General features: G+C 70.3%; 20 protein-coding genes. 17 read left to right on the forward strand and 3 right to left on the reverse strand.

Going from position 1 to position 17538, the window contains the following annotated elements; genetic code table 11:
• The first annotated feature begins 69 nt into the window (after positions 1-69).
• The 15 genes from OCT49_RS15125 to OCT49_RS15195 all read left to right on the forward strand — a co-directional run bounded on the left by OCT49_RS15125 (position 70) and on the right by OCT49_RS15195 (position 12142).
• Complete coding sequence (locus OCT49_RS15125) at positions 70-327, forward strand: hypothetical protein (protein WP_283852406.1); 258 nt, start codon at positions 70-72, stop codon at positions 325-327.
• A 10-nt stretch (positions 328-337) separates the two neighbouring features.
• On the forward strand, positions 338-1150 hold the full coding sequence (locus OCT49_RS15130) for a hypothetical protein (RefSeq protein WP_283852407.1): 813 nt from the start codon (positions 338-340) through the stop codon (positions 1148-1150).
• Entirely contained in the window at positions 1151-1603 is a 453-nt protein-coding gene (locus OCT49_RS15135; protein ID WP_283852408.1) for a hypothetical protein, read from the forward strand.
• A gap of 15 nt (positions 1604-1618) precedes the next feature.
• Positions 1619-1783, forward strand: coding sequence for a hypothetical protein (locus OCT49_RS15140; protein ID WP_283852409.1), 165 nt, complete (start codon positions 1619-1621; stop codon positions 1781-1783).
• Positions 1783-2274: a phage tail tube protein gene (locus OCT49_RS15145; protein WP_283852410.1), complete on the forward strand. Its 492-nt coding sequence runs from the start codon at positions 1783-1785 to the stop codon at positions 2272-2274. Before OCT49_RS15140 ends, OCT49_RS15145 begins: the two co-directional genes overlap by 1 nt.
• The gene (locus OCT49_RS15150; RefSeq protein ID WP_283852411.1) at positions 2274-2780 is read left to right on the forward strand and encodes a hypothetical protein; all 507 of its coding nucleotides are present in this window, start codon (positions 2274-2276) and stop codon (positions 2778-2780) included. The genes OCT49_RS15145 and OCT49_RS15150 overlap by 1 nt, the downstream gene beginning before the upstream one ends.
• A 12-nt stretch (positions 2781-2792) precedes the next feature.
• Positions 2793-3239: a hypothetical protein gene (locus OCT49_RS15155; protein WP_283852412.1), complete on the forward strand. Its 447-nt coding sequence runs from the start codon at positions 2793-2795 to the stop codon at positions 3237-3239.
• Between the two features lie 155 nt (positions 3240-3394).
• A complete protein-coding gene (locus tag OCT49_RS15160) occupies positions 3395-6190 on the forward strand; it encodes a coiled-coil domain-containing protein (protein WP_283852413.1) in 2796 nt (931 codons plus the stop codon).
• A 123-nt stretch (positions 6191-6313) separates the two neighbouring features.
• Positions 6314-7147 (forward strand): phage tail family protein, encoded by an 834-nt coding sequence (locus tag OCT49_RS15165; protein ID WP_283852414.1) that lies wholly within the window; start codon positions 6314-6316, stop codon positions 7145-7147.
• Complete coding sequence (locus OCT49_RS15170) at positions 7144-8289, forward strand: siphovirus ReqiPepy6 Gp37-like family protein (RefSeq protein ID WP_283852415.1); 1146 nt, start codon at positions 7144-7146, stop codon at positions 8287-8289. Before OCT49_RS15165 ends, OCT49_RS15170 begins: the two co-directional genes overlap by 4 nt.
• A gap of 3 nt (positions 8290-8292) precedes the next feature.
• Positions 8293-9228 (forward strand): hypothetical protein, encoded by a 936-nt coding sequence (locus tag OCT49_RS15175; RefSeq protein ID WP_283852416.1) that lies wholly within the window; start codon positions 8293-8295, stop codon positions 9226-9228.
• A gap of 1 nt (position 9229) precedes the next feature.
• Positions 9230-10624, forward strand: coding sequence for a hypothetical protein (locus OCT49_RS15180; protein WP_283852417.1), 1395 nt, complete (start codon positions 9230-9232; stop codon positions 10622-10624).
• Positions 10625-10686: 62 nt separating this feature from the next.
• Positions 10687-11589, forward strand: coding sequence for an N-acetylmuramoyl-L-alanine amidase (locus tag OCT49_RS15185; RefSeq protein ID WP_283852418.1), 903 nt, complete (start codon positions 10687-10689; stop codon positions 11587-11589).
• A gap of 5 nt (positions 11590-11594) precedes the next feature.
• The gene (locus tag OCT49_RS15190; protein ID WP_283855807.1) at positions 11595-11825 is read left to right on the forward strand and encodes a hypothetical protein; all 231 of its coding nucleotides are present in this window, start codon (positions 11595-11597) and stop codon (positions 11823-11825) included.
• Positions 11822-12142 carry a hypothetical protein gene (locus OCT49_RS15195; protein ID WP_283852419.1) on the forward strand — a complete coding sequence of 107 codons (321 nt, stop codon included), beginning with the start codon at positions 11822-11824 and terminating at the stop codon, positions 12140-12142. Before OCT49_RS15190 ends, OCT49_RS15195 begins: the two co-directional genes overlap by 4 nt.
• Positions 12143-12503: 361 nt before the next feature.
• On the opposite strand, the gene OCT49_RS15200 is transcribed toward OCT49_RS15195, so the two are convergent.
• Complete coding sequence (locus tag OCT49_RS15200) at positions 12504-12695, reverse strand: DUF397 domain-containing protein (RefSeq protein ID WP_283852420.1); 192 nt, start codon at positions 12693-12695, stop codon at positions 12504-12506.
• Positions 12692-13534 (reverse strand): helix-turn-helix domain-containing protein, encoded by an 843-nt coding sequence (locus OCT49_RS15205; protein WP_283852421.1) that lies wholly within the window; start codon positions 13532-13534, stop codon positions 12692-12694. The genes OCT49_RS15200 and OCT49_RS15205 overlap by 4 nt, the downstream gene beginning before the upstream one ends.
• A gap of 992 nt (positions 13535-14526) precedes the next feature.
• Here OCT49_RS15205 and OCT49_RS15210 point away from each other — a divergent pair.
• A complete protein-coding gene (locus tag OCT49_RS15210; protein ID WP_283852422.1) occupies positions 14527-14781 on the forward strand; it encodes a hypothetical protein in 255 nt (84 codons plus the stop codon).
• 37 nt (positions 14782-14818) lie between these two features.
• Here OCT49_RS15210 and OCT49_RS15215 read toward each other — a convergent pair whose 3' ends face one another.
• A complete protein-coding gene (locus tag OCT49_RS15215) occupies positions 14819-15052 on the reverse strand; it encodes a helix-turn-helix transcriptional regulator (protein WP_283852423.1) in 234 nt (77 codons plus the stop codon).
• 275 nt (positions 15053-15327) lie between these two features.
• Between OCT49_RS15215 and acs the strand changes: the two genes are divergently transcribed.
• Positions 15328-17292 carry an acetate--CoA ligase gene (gene acs, locus OCT49_RS15220; protein WP_283852424.1) on the forward strand — a complete coding sequence of 655 codons (1965 nt, stop codon included), beginning with the start codon at positions 15328-15330 and terminating at the stop codon, positions 17290-17292.
• Positions 17293-17538: the final 246 nt, after the last annotated feature.

A 17538-nucleotide genomic window follows, 5' to 3' on the forward strand; every position in this document is an offset into this window, starting at 1 on the left:
CTGTTGCTGCGGGCCCCATCCCACGACTCCGGGGTGGGGCCTGCAGCATGCCCGGAGAGGAGTACACCCATGGCACTTCGGTGCACGCGCTCGTTCTCGGCCTACGCCAACGGCGCCCCGCGCGTCGTGCGGGCGGGGCAGCTGGTCGAGGACAACGACCCGATCGTGAAGGGCCGCGAGACCGCGTTCGAATCCGTGGACGCCCATCTGGCCTCGCGGCGCCCGCAGGTCGAGCAGGCCACGGCCGAGCCCGGCGAGCAGCGCAACCTGACCTTGGTCGACGGCAAGCCGTCGCGGCGCCCGCGCGGCAGCCGCTCCAGCAAGTAGGGGGCGGGCCGTGCCGTACGCGCTCGGCGCCACGGTGCGCCTGACCGGAGAGTGCCGTGACCCGGGCGGCACCCTCACCACCGCCGTCACCGCGGCCGTGACGGTCACCCTGCCGGACGGTACGACCGCCACCCCGGCCGCCGTCGAGACGGACACCGGCCGCTACCAGGCCGACTACGTCACCACGGTGCCTGGCCGGCACGCGGTGCGCTGGGTCTTCACCGGCCCGGCCGCTGCGGTGGTCGACGTGCTCGACGTCCAGGACGAGACCCCGGCCACGATCCTGTCGCTGGCCGACGCCCGGCAGCACCTCAACCTCACCACCGGCCGGGATGACGCCGAGGTCCAGTTCTGGAACGCGGCCACCACCCGGGCGGTGGAGTACTACGTAGGGCCCGTGGTCCCCAGGGTGTTCATCGAGCAGCACGACGTACGGGACGCCGCGGCCGTCGTGCTGCTGCGCACCCCCGTCATCGCCGTGACCGCGGTCGACTCGGTGCCGTCCGGTGCCGCCTACCCGGTCGACGGCCTGGCCGTGGACGAGAGCACCGGGGAGCTGTTCCGGCTCGACGGCGGGCGGATGGCCGGGCGGCTGCGCATCACCTACCGGGCCGGGCGCACCGCCGTCACGGAGAACATCACCGCCGGGGCCCGGATCATCCTCGAACACCTCTGGCTCACCCAACGCGGCAGCCGCGGGGGCCTGGCCGGCGGCGGCCAGGACTACAGCGTCACAGAGCCCATTCCGGGGCTCGGCTACGCCGTCCCCAACCGGGCGTTGCAGCTGCTGGAGCCGGACCGACTTCCCCCGGGAGTGGCGTAGATGGGATCACGAGTACCCGAGGTCATCGAGCGCCTGGTGCAACTTGGCACGGCCGATCAGGGCCTGCTCGACGTGCGGGTGTCCGACGGGCCCGAGGTCACCGGCGACACCGCACCGGACTGGCTGATCGTCGGGTTCGACGGCGACCCGGGCGGCGACTTTCAGGCGGCGCAGACCGTGGGCGGCTGGGCCGACCTCGGCACCGGCCGCGAGGAGGAGTGGCAGGTCACCGTCGCGGCAATCGCGCAGCGCGGCGACACCGACGTGCCAGCCGCGCGGCGGCGGGCGTACGAGATCGCCGCCCACGTCGAAACGTGGCTGCGCACCGACCCGGGCCTCGGACTCCGGTCGGTGGAGGCCGCCATCGTCGCCACACAGCTGATGCAGGACCAGACGACCCAGGGCGCCCAGGCCACGCTGCTGCTGACGGTGGCCGGCCGCGCCTTCACATAGAGAACGGAGCACGCGGTGAGTGTGCGGATGCGACGCGTCGGAGTGGAGCAGGAAATCGAGGTCCCGGAGATCTCGGTAACCCACTACGAGCGGTCGGGCTGGCAGGTCGTTGACGGCCAGCCCGGCATGACCACGGCCGCGGCAAAGGGCCGTCGGCGTACCGAGAAGGAGCAGGACTGATGGCGACTCCGATCAACCCGTCGACGAGGTACTACCGCCGCGGCATCACCCGGGTTCTGTGGGTGCCGACGATCGCGAACAAGGCGGCCCCGACGCGGGCCGAGCTGGACGCGGGTACGGCGCTGGAGGGCGAGACCGGGGCAATGGCGGGGTGGCAGACCACCTCAGAGACGGTCCCGACCCCGGTGCTCGGTAGCCGGTTCACCGCAGTGGTGGGCGGCGCGATCACCGCCGCCGACTCCAGCCTCACGTTCTGGGCGTCGAAGGACGGCGACGACGTGCGGTCGCTCCTGGTCCGCGAGTCGGCCGGGTTCGTCGTGTGGATGGACGAGGGCGACGTGCCCACTCAGACCATGGACGTCTACCCGGTGACGATCACCTCGCAGGCCAAGGTGAGGGAACTCGACCAGGCCGCGCAGATCATGGTGCAGGTCGCGATCACGTCCGAGCCTGCGGAGAACGTCACGATCCCGGCCGCGGCCGGCGGCTGATGGCTGGCAGCGTTCAGATCCTGGGAACGGGGCAGCTGATCGAGCTGTCGCGCCGGATGCGGGCGGCGGGCGGTGCCCGGCTGCGGCAGAACACCTCCCGCCGTATCCGGCGCGCGGCCGAGCCCCTGCACCGGGACCTGCAACAGGCGATCCGGAACGTGCAGCTGCCCGGACCGGGCCGCAGCACCCGGGGCGGCCCGTCGCCGACCACACGCCCGCTGCGGGCGACGCTCGCGCGCGGAGTACGGATCAGCGTCCGCCAGGGCGCCAGTCCGGGCGCACGGGTGTGGATGGACCGGACCCGGCTGCCGGCCGACCTGCGGAACATGCCGTGGGTCATCGAGAACGGCCGAGTGCGGCACCCGGTGTTCGGGAACCGGCGCCGATGGGCGACTCAGTGGGCGCGGCCGACCGGATGGTGGTCGCGCACCGTGCAGGCAGGAACCCCGCGGATGCGGGCCGAGATCGAAAGAGTCCTGCGCGACGTACGCAGAGACCTGGAATAGGAGAGCACCACCGTGATCGTTTCGTACACGCAGGACGACGGCACCGTAGAGCGGGTGTCGACGGATGACCTGTCCGCGATCGAGGCCGCCGCCATCGAGGAAGCGATGGACGGCACTCAGTGGCGGCGGGTCGAAGACCTGCTGCGCGCGCAGGACCCCACCGCAATGCGCGCGGTCCTGTGGGCGCACCGGCGCCGGGAACAGAAGGACCTGGAGTTCGCCACGTTCGACGTGCCGGGGTGGCGGCGGCGGCTGAGCGCGCGCATCGAGCGGGCCGAGATCGACGAAGTCCTGTCCAACATCCTCGCCGAAGCTCTGGCCAAGTCCGAAGACGCCGCGATCGACTCGGTGGTGCCGCACCTGCGGAAGCTGGCGGCCGACCGGGCCGACGTCGACCGGGCCCTGAACGATCTGGGAAAAGGCCACCTGGTGCAGGGCCTGACGGAATCCGGGGACTGATCACGGAGTACCGGTGGCTCCTCGCGCACTACCTGCACATCCGCCCGTGGGAAATCCGCCACCTGTCGCCTGGCGAGCTGCATTCGGCGGTCGCGTGGCTCGACCAGCACATCCGGTCGGCTACCCAGTAGCACCAGACGATAGGGGGTGGACCGGTGGCGGAGCGTCTTACCTTCACCCTGACCGGCCGCGACGAACTGTCCCGCGTCCTGAACGGCACTGCCGACAGCGCGGACCGGCTGCGGCTGCGGCTGTCCGGGATCACCGCCGACTCCGACGGGCAGCTGCGGGACCTGCGCGGGCGGTTCCTCGGCGCGGACGATGCGGCCCGCCGCCTCACCGACTCGTCGCACGGCACGCGTGACTCGCTCGCCAACATGTCCGACGCCGCGGGCAAGCTGGGCGAGGCGCTGAAAGCCAATCTCATCAGCCTCGCCCCGGCAGCCATTCCCGCCGCGGCAGGGCTGGCCGGATCGGCTGCGGCGGTCGCCGCCCAGTTCGGTGCGGTCGCCGTGGCCGCAGGCGTCTACGCGCTCGCTCTCGGTCCGCAGATCAGCGCGATCGGCGAGGCCGCCGAGGCGGAGAAGAAGTGGCAGGACGCGGTCGCCGAGTCGGGGGCCGCGTCACAAGAAGCCGTGAAAGCGCAGGTGGCCTACCAAAAGCAACTGGCCAAACTGCCGCCTGAGACGCAGCAGGCCGCCGCCGCGGTCGGCCTGCTGAAGGACGCCTACCAGGACTGGTCGGACAGTCTCGCCGGTGACGTCATGGGGCCCTTCAACAAGGGCATCGCCGTCGCCAACGCGCTGCTTCCCCGTACAACCGGCCTGGTCAAGGGAAGCTCTGCCCAGTTCGACCGGCTGATCACGATGGTGGGCGGCGCCATCAGCACCCCGGGGTTCGACGCCCTGAACCAGCGCTTCACCAACTTCACCGAACGGACCCTGCGGAAGGGAATCGACGGCCTGACGCTCTTCTTCGCCCGGCTGCAAGCAGGCGAGGTCGACGGCGGCCCCCTCGCCCAGTTCTTCGACTACGCCCAGTCGGCCGGCCCGGTGGTATGGGACACCCTGGAAAACGTCGCCGAGGCACTGGCCCACATCCTTGAGGCCGGGTCCGGTGTGGGCATCGGCATGCTGGAAGTCATCAACGTCCTGTCGGGCGTCGTGGCCGCGGTGCCGCCCGACGCGATCGCGACGCTGCTGCAACTGGCCATCGCCATCAAGGCCGTGCGCCTGGCGGCGGCGGCCGGGGCCGCGGCGCAGGCCGGGCTGATGGTCATGGGCACACAGATCATGGCCATGCGCACGGCGGCGGCCGGAGCGCCCGGTGCGATCGGTGGGGTGACCGCAGCGATCAGCGGTCTGTCCCGCGGCGCGAAGCTGGCGATGGCCGGCACCGGTATCGGGCTGCTGCTGATCGGGCTCGACGCGATCGGCTCGAAGAGCAGGCACACCCCGCCGGACGTCGACAAGCTCAGCACGTCACTGGCCACGCTCGGCCGTACGGGCGCCGTCTCCGGTGAAGCGCTCCAGGCGTGGGGCAAAGACCTCGCCGGTCTGACCGAGGCGATGCAGCTGGCCATCGATCCCACGGGGTGGGACCAGGTCCAGCAGTCGCTGACGTCACTGATCGGCATGGACTCCACGCCGGTGAAGAACGCGAAGGAGGACGTCCAGGCCCTGGATGAAGCTCTGGCCGGCATGGTGTCCGGCGGGAAGGCCGACTTGGCCGCCGCCGCCCTGGACCGCATCGTCGCGGGCATGAAAGAACAGGGTCTCTCCAGCAAGGAGATCACCGCCCAGCTCGACGACTACCAGAACGCGTTGAAGGGCCAGGCGCTGGAACAGCAGCTGGCCGCCGAGTCCATGGGCCTGTTCGGCCGCCAGGCGCAGGAGGTACAGGCGAGGCTCGACGCGCAGAAGTCCAGCGCCGACGGGCTGAGGCAGAGCATCCAGGCCCTGAACGACGTGAACCGTCAGGGTCTGTCCGGGATGATCGGGTTCGAGGCCGCGCTCGACGCCGCGACCAAGGCCGCGAAGGAGAACGCGGGTGTGCTCACCATGCAGGGCGGGCAGCTCGTTCTCAACACGGAGAAACAGCGCGCCGCCGCAACCGCGTTGAACGACTTGGCGGCGAAGACCGACGCGGCGACCGGGGCTGCCCGCGAGTCGGGCGCGTCCTGGTCCGAGGTGTCCGGCATCTACGAGCGCGGCCGGCAGCAACTCATCCGGAACGCCGACCAGATGGGCCTCAACCGGGACCAGGCCAAGGCCCTTGCCGACCAGATCCTCGCCACCCCGAACAAGACCGCGTTTCTGCGGGGCGACATCAAGGACTTGGAGCAGAAGATCGCCGACGCCAAGGAGCGGTTGCGGAAGGCGCCGAGCGAGAAGAAGGCCCACATCCGCGGTGAGATCCGGGACCTACAGCGCAAGCTCAGCATTGCGCAGGCGGACATCAATGGCCTGCACGGCAAGACCGTCACGGTCTCCGTCCGGACCGCCGGTTTCGCCGCCGCGCAGGCCGCGATTCTTGCGCTGGGCGGTCTGCCCGCGCAGGCCCGCGCGGACGGCGGCCTGATCCGCCGGGCAGCAGGCGGCCCCATCCCCGGGTACCCGGGCGGTGGTCTGCTGCACGGGCCGGGTACCACGACGTCCGACAGCATCCTGCTGTGGGGCTCGACCGGCGAATACATGATCAAGGCCAGCTCCGTGCAGAAGTACGGCACCAAGTTCATGGACGCCCTCAACGAGGGCCGGTTGCCGGTGGGCCGGGGCGCGCCGTCGCCCGGCCGCCCGGCAGCCGTGCCGGCACCGGCACCCGGCACGGGCAGCGACCGGCAGGCGGTGACGTACAACGTCTACCCCCGGCAGTCGGTAATCAACGTGGATGACCTGCGGCTGATTCAGCGGCAGGAAGAAGCGCGGCAGCGCGTGGGGAGGCCCCGATAAATGCCCCTGATCGCAGCGCCGGTAGAGGGACCGGGGGGACCGGAGACACCACCCCCGGTAGAGATTCCGGAGGTCGGCTATGCGTCGATTACGTACATCGATCCGGTGGGCGGCCGGTGGCCGATGACGGACGTGTCGGCCGACTGGTACGCCCTGGCCGACGGGGTGTCCGGTATGGGTGCGGCGCCGTACACGCTGACGTCGGACCCGCACCCGCGGGGCGGCGCCCGGCTGCGGCATGCCCAGCCGCAGCCCCGCACGATCGTGTGGCCGGTGCTCGTAAAGGGCGCCGACCACAGCCGGTTCACTACGAACTGGCGGCGGTTGGCGCGGGCGTTCACCAGGACGTTGAGGGACGGGCCCGGCACGCTGGAGATCACCCGGCCGTCCGGGTCGACGCGGCGCATCGCCGTGTACTACTCGGACGGGTGGGACGGGCGCGGCCAGCATGCCACCGGCATCACCTGGGACAGTGCGGTAGTCACCCTGTGGTGTGAGGACCCGTATTGGGCTGACGCGGTGCCGGTGGTGGTGCACCGCGAGACCGGCGCGCAGGTCGATTTCCTGGTGCCGTACCCGTCGCTGTCGTCCGGTCAGGTGCTCGGCGCCAGCGCGGTGACGAATCCGGGCGATGTCGAGGTATGGCCGACGTGGGTCATCACGGGCCCCGCGTCGGTCATCACGTTCACCCGGGAGGACACCAACGAGTCCTTCACCCTGGACATGGCCGACACCGTGCATGGCCCGCTCCTCGCGGGCGAGACCGTGACCGTCTCGACCGACCCGCCCCGTGTCCGCTCCGACACCGGCGAAAACCTGATCGGCGGCCTCAACTGGCCGACCGCGGTCCTGTGGGCCCTGCCGCCGGGCGAGACCCCGGTCGTGTTCCAGCTCGACGGTGCCGCGGCAGGGTCGGCCGTGGACCTCACCTTTCACCCGAGGTACGAGACCGCATGATCCACCTCTTGATCACCGACGAGAACCTGACGGTGCAGGGCGACCCGATCGTAAACTGGACGTCCCTGGACGTCACGCGCCGGTTCAACGAGCCCGGCACCGGCGCGGTGCAGATGCCCGCCACCCCAGAGGTGATGGCGCAGCTTCAGCCCGGGGCCCGGCTGGTCGTGATCCGGGACGGGCAAATCTGGATGGCCGGCCCGCTGGAGATCCCGACCGACTACTCATGGTCGGTCGGGGCCGGAGTCGGCACGGTCGAGGTGTCGTTCAGTGACGACCTGGCGCGCCTCGCCGGATACATCACCTGGCCCAACCCGGCCGCGGCCTGGTCGGCGCAGCCCGCGCACACCCGCAGGGAGTTCCGCAGCACCAACAGCGAGACGGCCGTACGGGCGATCGTGAACGAGACGTGCGGGCCCGGCGCGCGGAGCGAGCGCCGCATCCCGTCCCTCGCGCTCGCCCCGGCCGCCGGAGCCGGCGTCACCTGGTCGGCCACCACCCGGTTCGAGCCGCTGTTGGAGTTCTGCCGCCGCGTCGCCGTCTTCGGCGGCCTCGGGTTCCGCACCGTCCAGTCCGGCGGGCAGATCCTGTTCGAGACCTACGCCCCCGCCGACCTCACCCAGGTCGCTCGGTTCTCGACCGGGCTCGGTAACCTGCGCTCTCTCCAGTACAAGTTGTCGGCGCCGACGGCCACACACGTGCTGGTGGCCGGGACCGAGACCGAGTCGAGCTCGACCCGCATCTACCTGGAGCGGACCGACCCCGCATCGGCTGCGGCCTGGTGGCGGGTCGAGCAGTATCTCGACGGCGGCGCCGACACTGACGCCGACAGCGAACTGTCCGCAGCCGGAGACGCGGAGCTGGCGGAGTCCGGACCGACGGTCGAGCTGGCTACGGTCACCGTCGATACCGAGGATCTGCGGGCCGGGCTCGACTACGACCTCGGCGACCGGGTCACGGTCGCTCTGCCGCACGGTCTGGAGGTCACCGACGTGGTGCGCTCCATCCACCTGCAAGCTACGCCTGATTCCGGTGAGTACGTGTCTGCCGTCATCGGGTCCCCGGCTGCCACGACCGACCCCCAGATGGTGCGCCTGGTGCGCACCCTGACCCGCCGCCTCGGGCGGCTCGAAGCGAGGTAGCAGATGGCTCAGGACTCCTGGCCCTCACCGGCCCACAACTCCCGGGCGGTGACCGACGCCGAGTACGAGCAGCTGGCCGCCGCGTTCTCCGGCGACGGGGTGTACGGGTCACCGGCCGACGCCGCGGTGGTGACGGCGGGCACGGGGCTGACGGTCACGGTCCGGGCCGGGGTGTACGCCTCGCTGCGCGGGCACGCCTGGTCGTCCGGCACCACCGCCGACACCCTCACCATCGCCGCGAACTCGTCCGGCTCGACGCGGGCAGACGCGGTAGTGCTGCGCCTTGACCGCGCCGACTGGACCGTACGCGCCGTTGTCAAGCAGGGCACCGGGGCCACGGCCCCGGCGCCCACGCAGAGCGCGGGCCCGACCGGGGTGTGGGAAATCCCGCTCGCCACGGTCACTGTCGCGAACGGCGCGGGCACCGTGACCGTGTCCCGCGCCGAGCTGTACGTCGGGGCCCGGGTCCGCCCGTCGCTGTCGACCCGCCTCAACCCCCGCCCGGCCCGGGGCGAGATGGCCTACGAGACGGACACCGGCCGGGTACGGGTCTGGGACGGGGCGGCCTGGCGCAGCCTCTACGACCGGGCCGACCCGGTGACCGTCGACTCGGCGCTATCCGCGTGGACGCTCGGCACACAGGCCGTCATCGAAGCCCACTCCGGCAACGTCCACATGCGGCTTGGGTCCTGCACTCGGGCGGCCGGCAACTTGGCGGCCGGCGGAGAGAGCCGTCTACCCATGCTCGTGCCGGCCGCGTACCGGCACCCCACCCGTGACCAATACGGGATCGTCTACATCACCGGCTCACAGATCGGGAGAGTCACCATCTACTCGAAGGCCAGCGATCGACCGGGGCAGGTGTGGCTGTCCCAGCACCCCGGCGTCAGCACCGGTCAGAACGTGCTTGGCTCCACAGTGAGTTGGGTGGTGAGCTGACGTGGCAAGGTTCGACTTCGGCCGAGGTGTCGCCGATTTCGTGGTGGCCCCGGCGGACGGCATCTGGATGGTGGCCCCGAACACCACGGTCACATTCTGGACCGCCCCGGTCGACGGCACCCAGTACACCGATCTGCTCGACCTCGGCGGCACACCGGTCACCTCGGTCACCAGCGACGACATGGGCCAACTTCCCGGATTCCAGGGCCCCGACGACGTTTTCGGAATGTGGGCGGATGCCGGGGGCGGACGCCGCGCCTGGCTGTACGCACACAGCGGCGGCAAGGGCGAGCCCGGCGACCCGGGCGCGCACTGGCATTTCGGTGCGGGCTCGCCCGAGGACGCCACCGGGATCACGCCGGTGGCGGGCGACATCTACCTGAACACGACCACTGGTGACCTGTTCTCCTACGACGGCACGGCGTGGGCGCTGAAGGCAAACATCCGCGGCCCCGCCGGAACGGGCGGATGGCCGACGGTGGGCACCCTGACCGGGGTATGGACCATCATCCGGGGCGGCGGTACGAACCCCCCGCTGACCGTCTACGGGGCGCCGTCGGGCGGATCCCGGTTCTCGGTGCTGCCGAGCGGCAGCATCTACAGCGACGCCACCGCGAACACCGTCTACAACCTCGGCATCGGCCCCACCAGTGCCCCGTTCGGCGGCGGCACGTACGTGCTCGGCATGCAGAACGCCGCCACCGTGCCCACGACCACACCGGCCTCCGGCGTCGTCGCCTACTCGCAGGCCGGACGGCTCCGCGTTCTCCAGAGCGACGGCCGGACCGTCACCGTGGGCAGCGCCCCACAGAACACCTGGACCCCGCAGAGCCTCGGGTTTCAGGCGTGGACCTGCGACCCGTACACCGTCGCGAACCCGACCACGAAGTACCTGACTTTGCAACGGCTCTACGTGTGCGGCATCAACATCACCGAACCGACCGACGTCAACTCGGTAGTGATGTTCGCGCGCGGGTACGGCGGCGTCCCGTCGGCCCGGTTCGCGGCCGGCATCTACCGCGAGGACGGCAGCAACGTCACCGCAACCACGGCCCCCGTGGCGCTCGCCGCGGCCGGGCAGACGGCGGGCAGTCCGCCGCAGATGATCAGCAGCCACATCGGCGCCACGGCCATCCCGATGCCGTCGACCGTCACCCTGGCCCCCGGCCGGTACTGGATCACGTGGGTACTCACCACCGGCAGTACGAGCGATTACGCGTTCTTCCACGTGCAGAACGAATCGCCGGTGGCGCCCGCGAACTTCTTCCTGGGCACCCCGTTCGCCAGGGCCTGGTACCTCGCGGGGCAAACCACCACCCCGCCCACGCTCAACCAGTCCGCCGCCGGAGTCCTCACCGACCACGACGTGCCGGTCATGGCCCTGGCCCTGGTCTGACCCGCCCCTCACCCCTCAGCCCCGCGCCGCCCGGCCGGGGCTCTTCCACGTCTGGAGACCATATGGCCACCCCCCTCACCGCAGCCGCTGTCCTCGCGGCCCTCCGCGCGGAGGGTGTACGCGTCGTCGAAGTCGGCAACTGGCGCACCCACAACCGCAACCAGAAGGGTGCGTGGGGGCCGGTCAACGGCAGCATCGTCCACCACACCGTCACCAAGGGCACCGCGTCCACCGTCGCCATGGTCCGCGACGGCTACTCAGGCCTGCCCGGCCCGCTGTGCCACGGGATGATCGCGAAGGACGGCCGGGTGCACATGGTCGGCTGGGGCCGCGCCAACCACGCCGGCGGCGGCGACCCGCGGGTCCTGGACCAGGTCATCGCCGAGTCCTACGGCACACGCCCGACCCCGCCCACGAAGGGCAACGCGAACGGGGTCGACGGCAACGCCCGGTTCTACGGCTGGGAGTGCGAGAACCTCGGCGACGGCAAGGACCCCTGGCCCAAGGCGCAGTACGAGGCGATCGTCCGGGTGCAGGCCGCGTTGTGCCGGGCGCACGGCTGGTCGGCGAAGTCCGTGATCGGCCACCTGGAGTGGTCGAGCGACAAGGTCGACCCCCGCGGGTTCTCGATGGCCGATTTGCGCGCCGACGTGGCCGAGCGGCTGAAGCACCCCGCCGGGTGGTCGCCCACCCCCACCACCCCCACCACCCCCACCACGCCGAGCACGGAAGAGGACCCCATGGCAGGCCTGACCCGAGAGCAGATCTACGACGCCGTGTGGCGTACCGACCGGATGACCCCGCCGGAAGGACGCGCCACAAAGGACAACCCCACCTGGGCGGCCGAGTCCGTGCTCCGTGACGCGGCCTCCTACGCCATCCGGGCCGAGGCCGCCGCCGTGCGGGTCGAAGCTGCCGCCGCCCGTATCGAGCGGGCTCTCGGCACCGTCACGCGGGGGCGGTGACTACGGTGACCCCGACCACCAAGCGCGCCATCCGTACCGCCATTCAGGCCGCTGTCGGTCTGGCCGCCGCGCTCCCCGCGATCGTCGCCGCGACCGGTGTGCCCGAGTCCCTGCCGTGGGTCGCGGGTGCGCTCGCTATCGCGGCCGGCATCTCCCGCGTGATGGCGCTCCCGGTCGTCGAGCAATGGCTCGACCTGCTCGGCATCGGCCTGCACGCAGAGGAGGGCCGCGAGTGAGCGAGGGCACCACCGGCATCGCGGCTGTGGACGCGGCGGTTATCTGGTCCGTGGCCGCCGCCGCCGTTGCGGCCGGGCTCGGCCTGCTGTGGCGGATCACCCGCGGTGCCCGGCGCATCGTGTCGCGGGTCGACGAGTTCATCGACGACTGGCAGGGGACGCCATCCCGGCCGGGAGTACCGGCCCGTCCGGGGGTGATGGAGCGGCTAGACCGGATCGAGCATGAGCTGCATCCCAATTCCGGCCGCAGCTTGCGGGATGCGGTCGACCGAGTCGACGCCCGGACACAGCAGATCGCAGCAGGTACCGACACCTGACCCCGACGAAACCGCCCCCCTTCCGCGCCGTGCGGGAGGGGGGCGGTTTCGTCATGTGTGGGGTACAGAGGGCGGCAGACTCTCCGGAAGTTCTGCGCGCGCAGGCCCCTGTGGGGTACGGTTTTCCCATCGGCCCCGTTCCTGCGGGGGCGGTCTCTCCGCGCGAGCGGAGTTGGCCCGGCGCGTGCACGTGCGGCACATGTCAGGCGCTTTGTCCCCGCATGAGCGGGGATGATCTGCTTCTCTGTTTCACGAAGCAGTTGACCCCGCACCTGCGGGGATGCGAAACAGCACCGCCCCCTCCCGCACCATGCGGGAGGGGGCGGTTTCTCGCGTTCCAGGGGCGCCCGCCGTGCAGCGGTCAGAGGGTGGCGACGAACGCCGTCCAGGCCGAGTTGCCGAAAATCACGGCGGGGCCGTCGGCCACCTTCGAGTCGCGGACGGGGATGATGCCGGTAAAGCCGTCGGCCACCTCCACACACGCGCCGCCGTTGCCGTCGCTGTAGGTCGACTTCCGCCATGCAGCCGCGGTGAGGTCGGGGGTTTCGATCATGATCTGTACTCCTCCGCCGCCGACTCGATGAGCTGTAGGGACGCCTCCGGCGACAGAGCGGCGGCCCTCGCGAGATCGTATGACAGGAGACAGGCGTCTACCGTCTCCTCCTTCTCCATCATCGTCCCAGTGTGGGGGGCCTCCACGTAAGCGATCGGCGGGGCATCCCGGAACCGCATGATGATGAGCTGGCCACTCAGCAACGGATGTGCCCCAGCAGCGAACGGAAGTACCTGTAGCACCACTTTGGAAGCCCTGATGAGCGAGGCGACGTGCAGCAGCTGGCCGCGCATCACGGCCGGGGTGCCGATGCGCCGTTTCAGAACGGACTCGTCGAGGATCGTGAGGAGTTGCGGGCCCCCCGCGCGGTCGAGTATCTGCGCCCGCTTCAGTCGGGCGTCGACCAGATCCTGAACCTCCTCGGGCGTTCGGAACGGACCGGCCGCCCGCGTGATCGCCGTGGCGTACTCCGGTGTTTGGAGCAGGCCAGGGAACAGCGACCCGCCGTACCAGTCGATGCGTTTGGCTGTCGGCTCCAACTCGCCGACGGCCGCGAAGTAGTCGGCCATGCCGGTCGCGGCGCCCGCCCGCGTCGCCATCCGGTAGACGACCAGCAGATGGCCTTCTGCCTGTAGCGCGGCGTCGATTCGCTGGATCATGGGCTGGTCTGGCGTACGGGCCGCGGTTTCGAACTGACTGATGTAGCCCTTCGATACGAACACCAGGTCCGCTAACTGCTCGACTGTCAGGCCTCGGTCGCCGCGCACGCGGCGAATCTCGCTCCCCAGGAACTTGAACGGGCTCTCGGTCGGGTCCAGTTCTTTCGAAGCAAACACCACGTGATCTCCCGTTTACCAGCGACTGTAAACACGCACCGGCTTCCGAGCGTACCCAGCGGGGGCCACTCTTGTGATGTGCCCGGCAGCAATCCCACCCGGAGCCGGGCACACCCCGCCCCGGTAGGCGCAGTACGCATGGACGCCCCCGTCCGCCTACCGGGGCATCCCCCCTCGGGTAGAAGGAGCAGGAGACATGGCCCGGTCTACCGCCCGCGCTCAGCTGGCTCGATATGCCACTGTTGCGCCTCCCGGCCGCGGCCTGCTACGCGGCTCTCCCGAAGGGGATTGGGTACCTGGCCGGTCCGACCTCGGGCCGTGCAACTGCCCCTCCCCGACTTGTCCGCTCCCCCGGGACAAAGAGAGGCCAGTGATGATCCCCCGCACCACTGCGTTTGACCCCGCGAATGGATGGCGGGTCGACCGCATCCCCTCCACTACTTTCGAGCTGTACTCCGGCGTGGCTGGGCTTGATGCTCTTGAGAGGCTACGGCTCCCGCTCATGGTGTTCTACAACGGGCACCTGCGGGCCCCCGACAGCGGCCTATGGATGAGCCGCCTTGAGGCTGAAGAGCTGCACAACGACCTGTGTGCCGCCTTGAGCAACATGCGCTGCACCCGGGGTACAAGGTGAAGGCCGTCGGCCGGTATGCCGGCCCCCTTTTCGCCGCCACCATGACCGCGGCCTGTGTTCTCGTGGTCGCTCTCGCGCTCACCCTCTGAGACTCCGCGCGCCCGCCCCGCTGCTTCAACTCCCGGCGGGCCGGGCCGCGCGGACGCTCCCCGGGAGCTGGGCTGATATACCCAGCTCAGCTCTCGGGGAGCACCAGCATGGCAATGGCAGCCGCCCTTGAGGCATGCGAGACACGGAGAACAGGTAGGAACAGGCTGTGATGTGTCCCCACTGCCACACCGGCATGCACCCCGGCGGGGGCGGCGATTACTGGCAGTGCGCGACCTGTTCGTGCGTTGCCAGGGCCGGCGACCCCCCTGATGTGATTGAGCAGCGCGAAGCCGAGCGACGGGCCGCCCTGTCGCTCCTGGACGCCGCTCTCGCCCACACGGACGAGCAGCGGAAGCACGACCGGACGATCACCGACGAGATGGAGGCCAGAATGGGCCAGATGATCCAGACGCGCGGCTGTTCCAGGTGCGGCGGCACGATGTACAAGACGGTCGAGACCGACGACAACGGCGTCCCGACGAGCGAGACACAGTTCGTGTGCGGGGGTTGCGGGAACGTCGAGTAGTACCAGCCGGGGCCTCGCAGGACGCACCTGCGGGGCCCTACTCGCGCACGAGGTCGGCCACGCTGACACCGAGCGCCCGCGCGATACGCCACACGGTATCGATCCTCGGCGACTGGTGGCCGTTCTCGATGAGGGAGACCGTCTGTTTTTCGAGGCCGGCCGACTCGGCCAGGGCCTGTTGCGTGAGGTTCGCGGCGAGCCGGTGGGCACGGATCTGCTCGCCGACGTGGCGCCGGTAGGCCGCGCGGTCGGAGGGCGGATGGGGGCGCACAGTCTGATGGTCTGCGGACCATGATCATTTGTCGTTACAGGGAACCGTATATTGATCGATCTTGGCCAGCATGATTCACTGCAAATCTGACGCCGTGGTCGCGAGCCGTGAGCGCCAGGCAACAGCCCCTGAACTTTCGTTCAGGGGCTGTCGTGCTTCCTGGAGGGCGGCGAGCAGTGCGAGGATCGGCCCGAAGGGGGGCTTGACCCGCCCCCTTGGCCGCCAGAGAATTGCCCACTAGCTATTGGTCTACACCACTCGGGACGGTGCCCAGCATGGCCAGCAACGAAAGTCCTTCCCTCTCCAACCTGCTCAAGGAGGAGCGGCGGTTCGCACCGCCTGCCGATCTGGCCGCCAATGCCAACGTCAAAGCGGAGGCGTACGAGCAGGCCGAAGCGGACCGGCTGGGCTTCTGGGCCGAGCAGGCCCGGCGCCTGACCTGGGCCACGGAGCCGACCGAGACGCTCGACTGGAGCAACCCGCCCTTCGCGAAGTGGTTCGCGGACGGCAAGCTCAACGTCGCGTACAACTGCGTGGACCGGCACGTCGAGGCCGGCAACGGCGACCGGGTCGCCATCCACTTCGAGGGCGAGCCCGGCGACGGCCGCACCATCACCTACGCCCAGCTCAAGGACGAGGTCTCCCGCGCGGCCAACGCGCTCACCGAGCTCGGCGTCGGCAAGGGCGACCGGGTCGCGGTCTACCTGCCGATGATCCCCGAGGCGGCCATCGCGATGCTGGCCTGCGCCCGCATCGGCGCCGCCCACTCGGTGGTCTTCGGCGGTTTCTCCGCCGACGCCATCGCCGCCCGCATCCAGGACGCGGACGCCAAGGTCGTCATCACCGCCGACGGCGGCTACCGTCGCGGCAAGCCGTCCGCGCTCAAGCCCGCCGTGGACGACGCGGTCTCCCGCATCGACGGTGTCGAGCACGTCCTCGTGGTGCGGCGCACCGGCCAGGACACCGCGTGGACCGAGGGCCGCGACGTCTGGTGGCACGAGATCACCGCCCGGCAGTCCGCCGAGCACACCCCCGAGGCCTTCGAGGCGGAGCAGCCGCTCTTCATCCTCTACACCTCCGGCACCACGGGTAAGCCGAAGGGCATCCTGCACACCTCCGGCGGCTACCTCACGCAGGCGGCCTACACCCACAGCGCGGTCTTCGACCTCAAGCCGGAGTCCGACGTCTTCTGGTGCACCGCCGACATCGGCTGGGTGACCGGCCACTCGTACATCGTCTACGGCCCGCTGGCCAACGGCGCGACCCAGGTCATGTACGAGGGCACGCCCGACACCCCGCACCAGGGGCGGTTCTGGGAGATCGTGCAGAAGTACGCCGTCACGATCCTCTACACCGCGCCGACCGCGATCCGGACGTTCATGAAGTGGGGTGACGACATCCCCGCCAAGTTCGACCTGAGTAGCCTCCGGGTCCTCGGTTCGGTCGGTGAGCCGATCAACCCCGAGGCGTGGATGTGGTATCGCAAGCACATCGGCGCCGACAAGTGCCCGATCGTGGACACCTGGTGGCAGACCGAGACCGGGGCCATGATGATCGCCCCGCTGCCGGGCGTGACGGCCACCAAGCCGGGCAGCGCCCAGCGCGCCCTGCCCGGGATCTCGGCCACCGTCGTCGACGACGAGGCCAACGAGGTTCCGAACGGCGGGGGCGGCTACCTCGTCCTCACCGAGCCGTGGCCGTCGATGCTCCGCACCATCTGGGGCGACGACCAGCGCTTCATCGACACCTACTGGTCGCGTTTCGAGGGCAAGTACTTCGCGGGCGACGGCGCCAAGAAGGACGAGGACGGCGACATCTGGCTGCTCGGCCGGGTCGACGACGTGATGCTCGTCTCCGGGCACAACATCTCGACCACCGAGGTCGAGTCGGCGCTCGTGTCGCACCCGTCGGTCGCCGAGGCCGCCGTGGTCGGTGCCGCCGACGAGACGACCGGCCAGGCCATCGTCGCCTTCGTGATACTGCGCGGTACGGCCGACGCCTCCGACGAGCTCGTCGCCGAGCTGCGCAACCACGTCGGGGCCACGCTCGGCCCGATCGCCAAGCCGAAGCGGATCCTGCCCGTCGCCGAGCTGCCGAAGACCCGCTCCGGCAAGATCATGCGGCGTCTGCTGCGCGACGTCGCCGAGAACCGCGAGCTGGGCGACGTGACGACGCTCACCGACTCCTCGGTGATGGACCTCATCCAGAACCAGCTGCCGTCCACCTCCTCCGAGGACTGACGGCGTCGAAGGACCGACGGCGTCGGGCGTCCGCACGCGCGTACGCCGCGTACGCACGCACCACGCGCCTTCACCTGCGATTTTGTGCGTCCCCGAGGGGCGTCCGGCAACGCGCCGGGCGCCCCTCGGGCGTCCGGGGTGAAGATCACCGCATAGAGTCCCGCGCGCACCCCGGGTAAGGTGGTTGTTACATAAACAGAGCAGAGCGAGCAGAAAAAGCAGAACAGGACGCATAGAAAAACCCCA

This window comes from Streptomyces sp. ML-6, from assembly GCF_030116705.1.
GTDB lineage: Bacteria > Actinomycetota > Actinomycetes > Streptomycetales > Streptomycetaceae > Streptomyces.

Excerpts from the sequence above, each read along its gene's own strand:
- acs (WP_283852424.1), top strand. The coding sequence starts at position 15,328 with ATGGCCAGCAACGAAAGTCCTTCCCTCTCCAACCTGCTCAAGGAGGAG.
- OCT49_RS15200 (WP_283852420.1), bottom strand. The coding sequence starts at position 12,695 with ATGATCGAAACCCCCGACCTCACCGCGGCTGCATGGCGGAAGTCGACC.
- OCT49_RS15135 (WP_283852408.1), top strand. The coding sequence starts at position 1,151 with ATGGGATCACGAGTACCCGAGGTCATCGAGCGCCTGGTGCAACTTGGC.
- OCT49_RS15170 (WP_283852415.1), top strand. The coding sequence starts at position 7,144 with ATGATCCACCTCTTGATCACCGACGAGAACCTGACGGTGCAGGGCGAC.
- OCT49_RS15125 (WP_283852406.1), top strand. The coding sequence starts at position 70 with ATGGCACTTCGGTGCACGCGCTCGTTCTCGGCCTACGCCAACGGCGCC.
- OCT49_RS15185 (WP_283852418.1), top strand. The coding sequence starts at position 10,687 with ATGGCCACCCCCCTCACCGCAGCCGCTGTCCTCGCGGCCCTCCGCGCG.
- OCT49_RS15150 (WP_283852411.1), top strand. The coding sequence starts at position 2,274 with ATGGCTGGCAGCGTTCAGATCCTGGGAACGGGGCAGCTGATCGAGCTG.
- OCT49_RS15145 (WP_283852410.1), top strand. The coding sequence starts at position 1,783 with ATGGCGACTCCGATCAACCCGTCGACGAGGTACTACCGCCGCGGCATC.
- OCT49_RS15165 (WP_283852414.1), top strand. The coding sequence starts at position 6,314 with ATGACGGACGTGTCGGCCGACTGGTACGCCCTGGCCGACGGGGTGTCC.
- OCT49_RS15175 (WP_283852416.1), top strand. The coding sequence starts at position 8,293 with ATGGCTCAGGACTCCTGGCCCTCACCGGCCCACAACTCCCGGGCGGTG.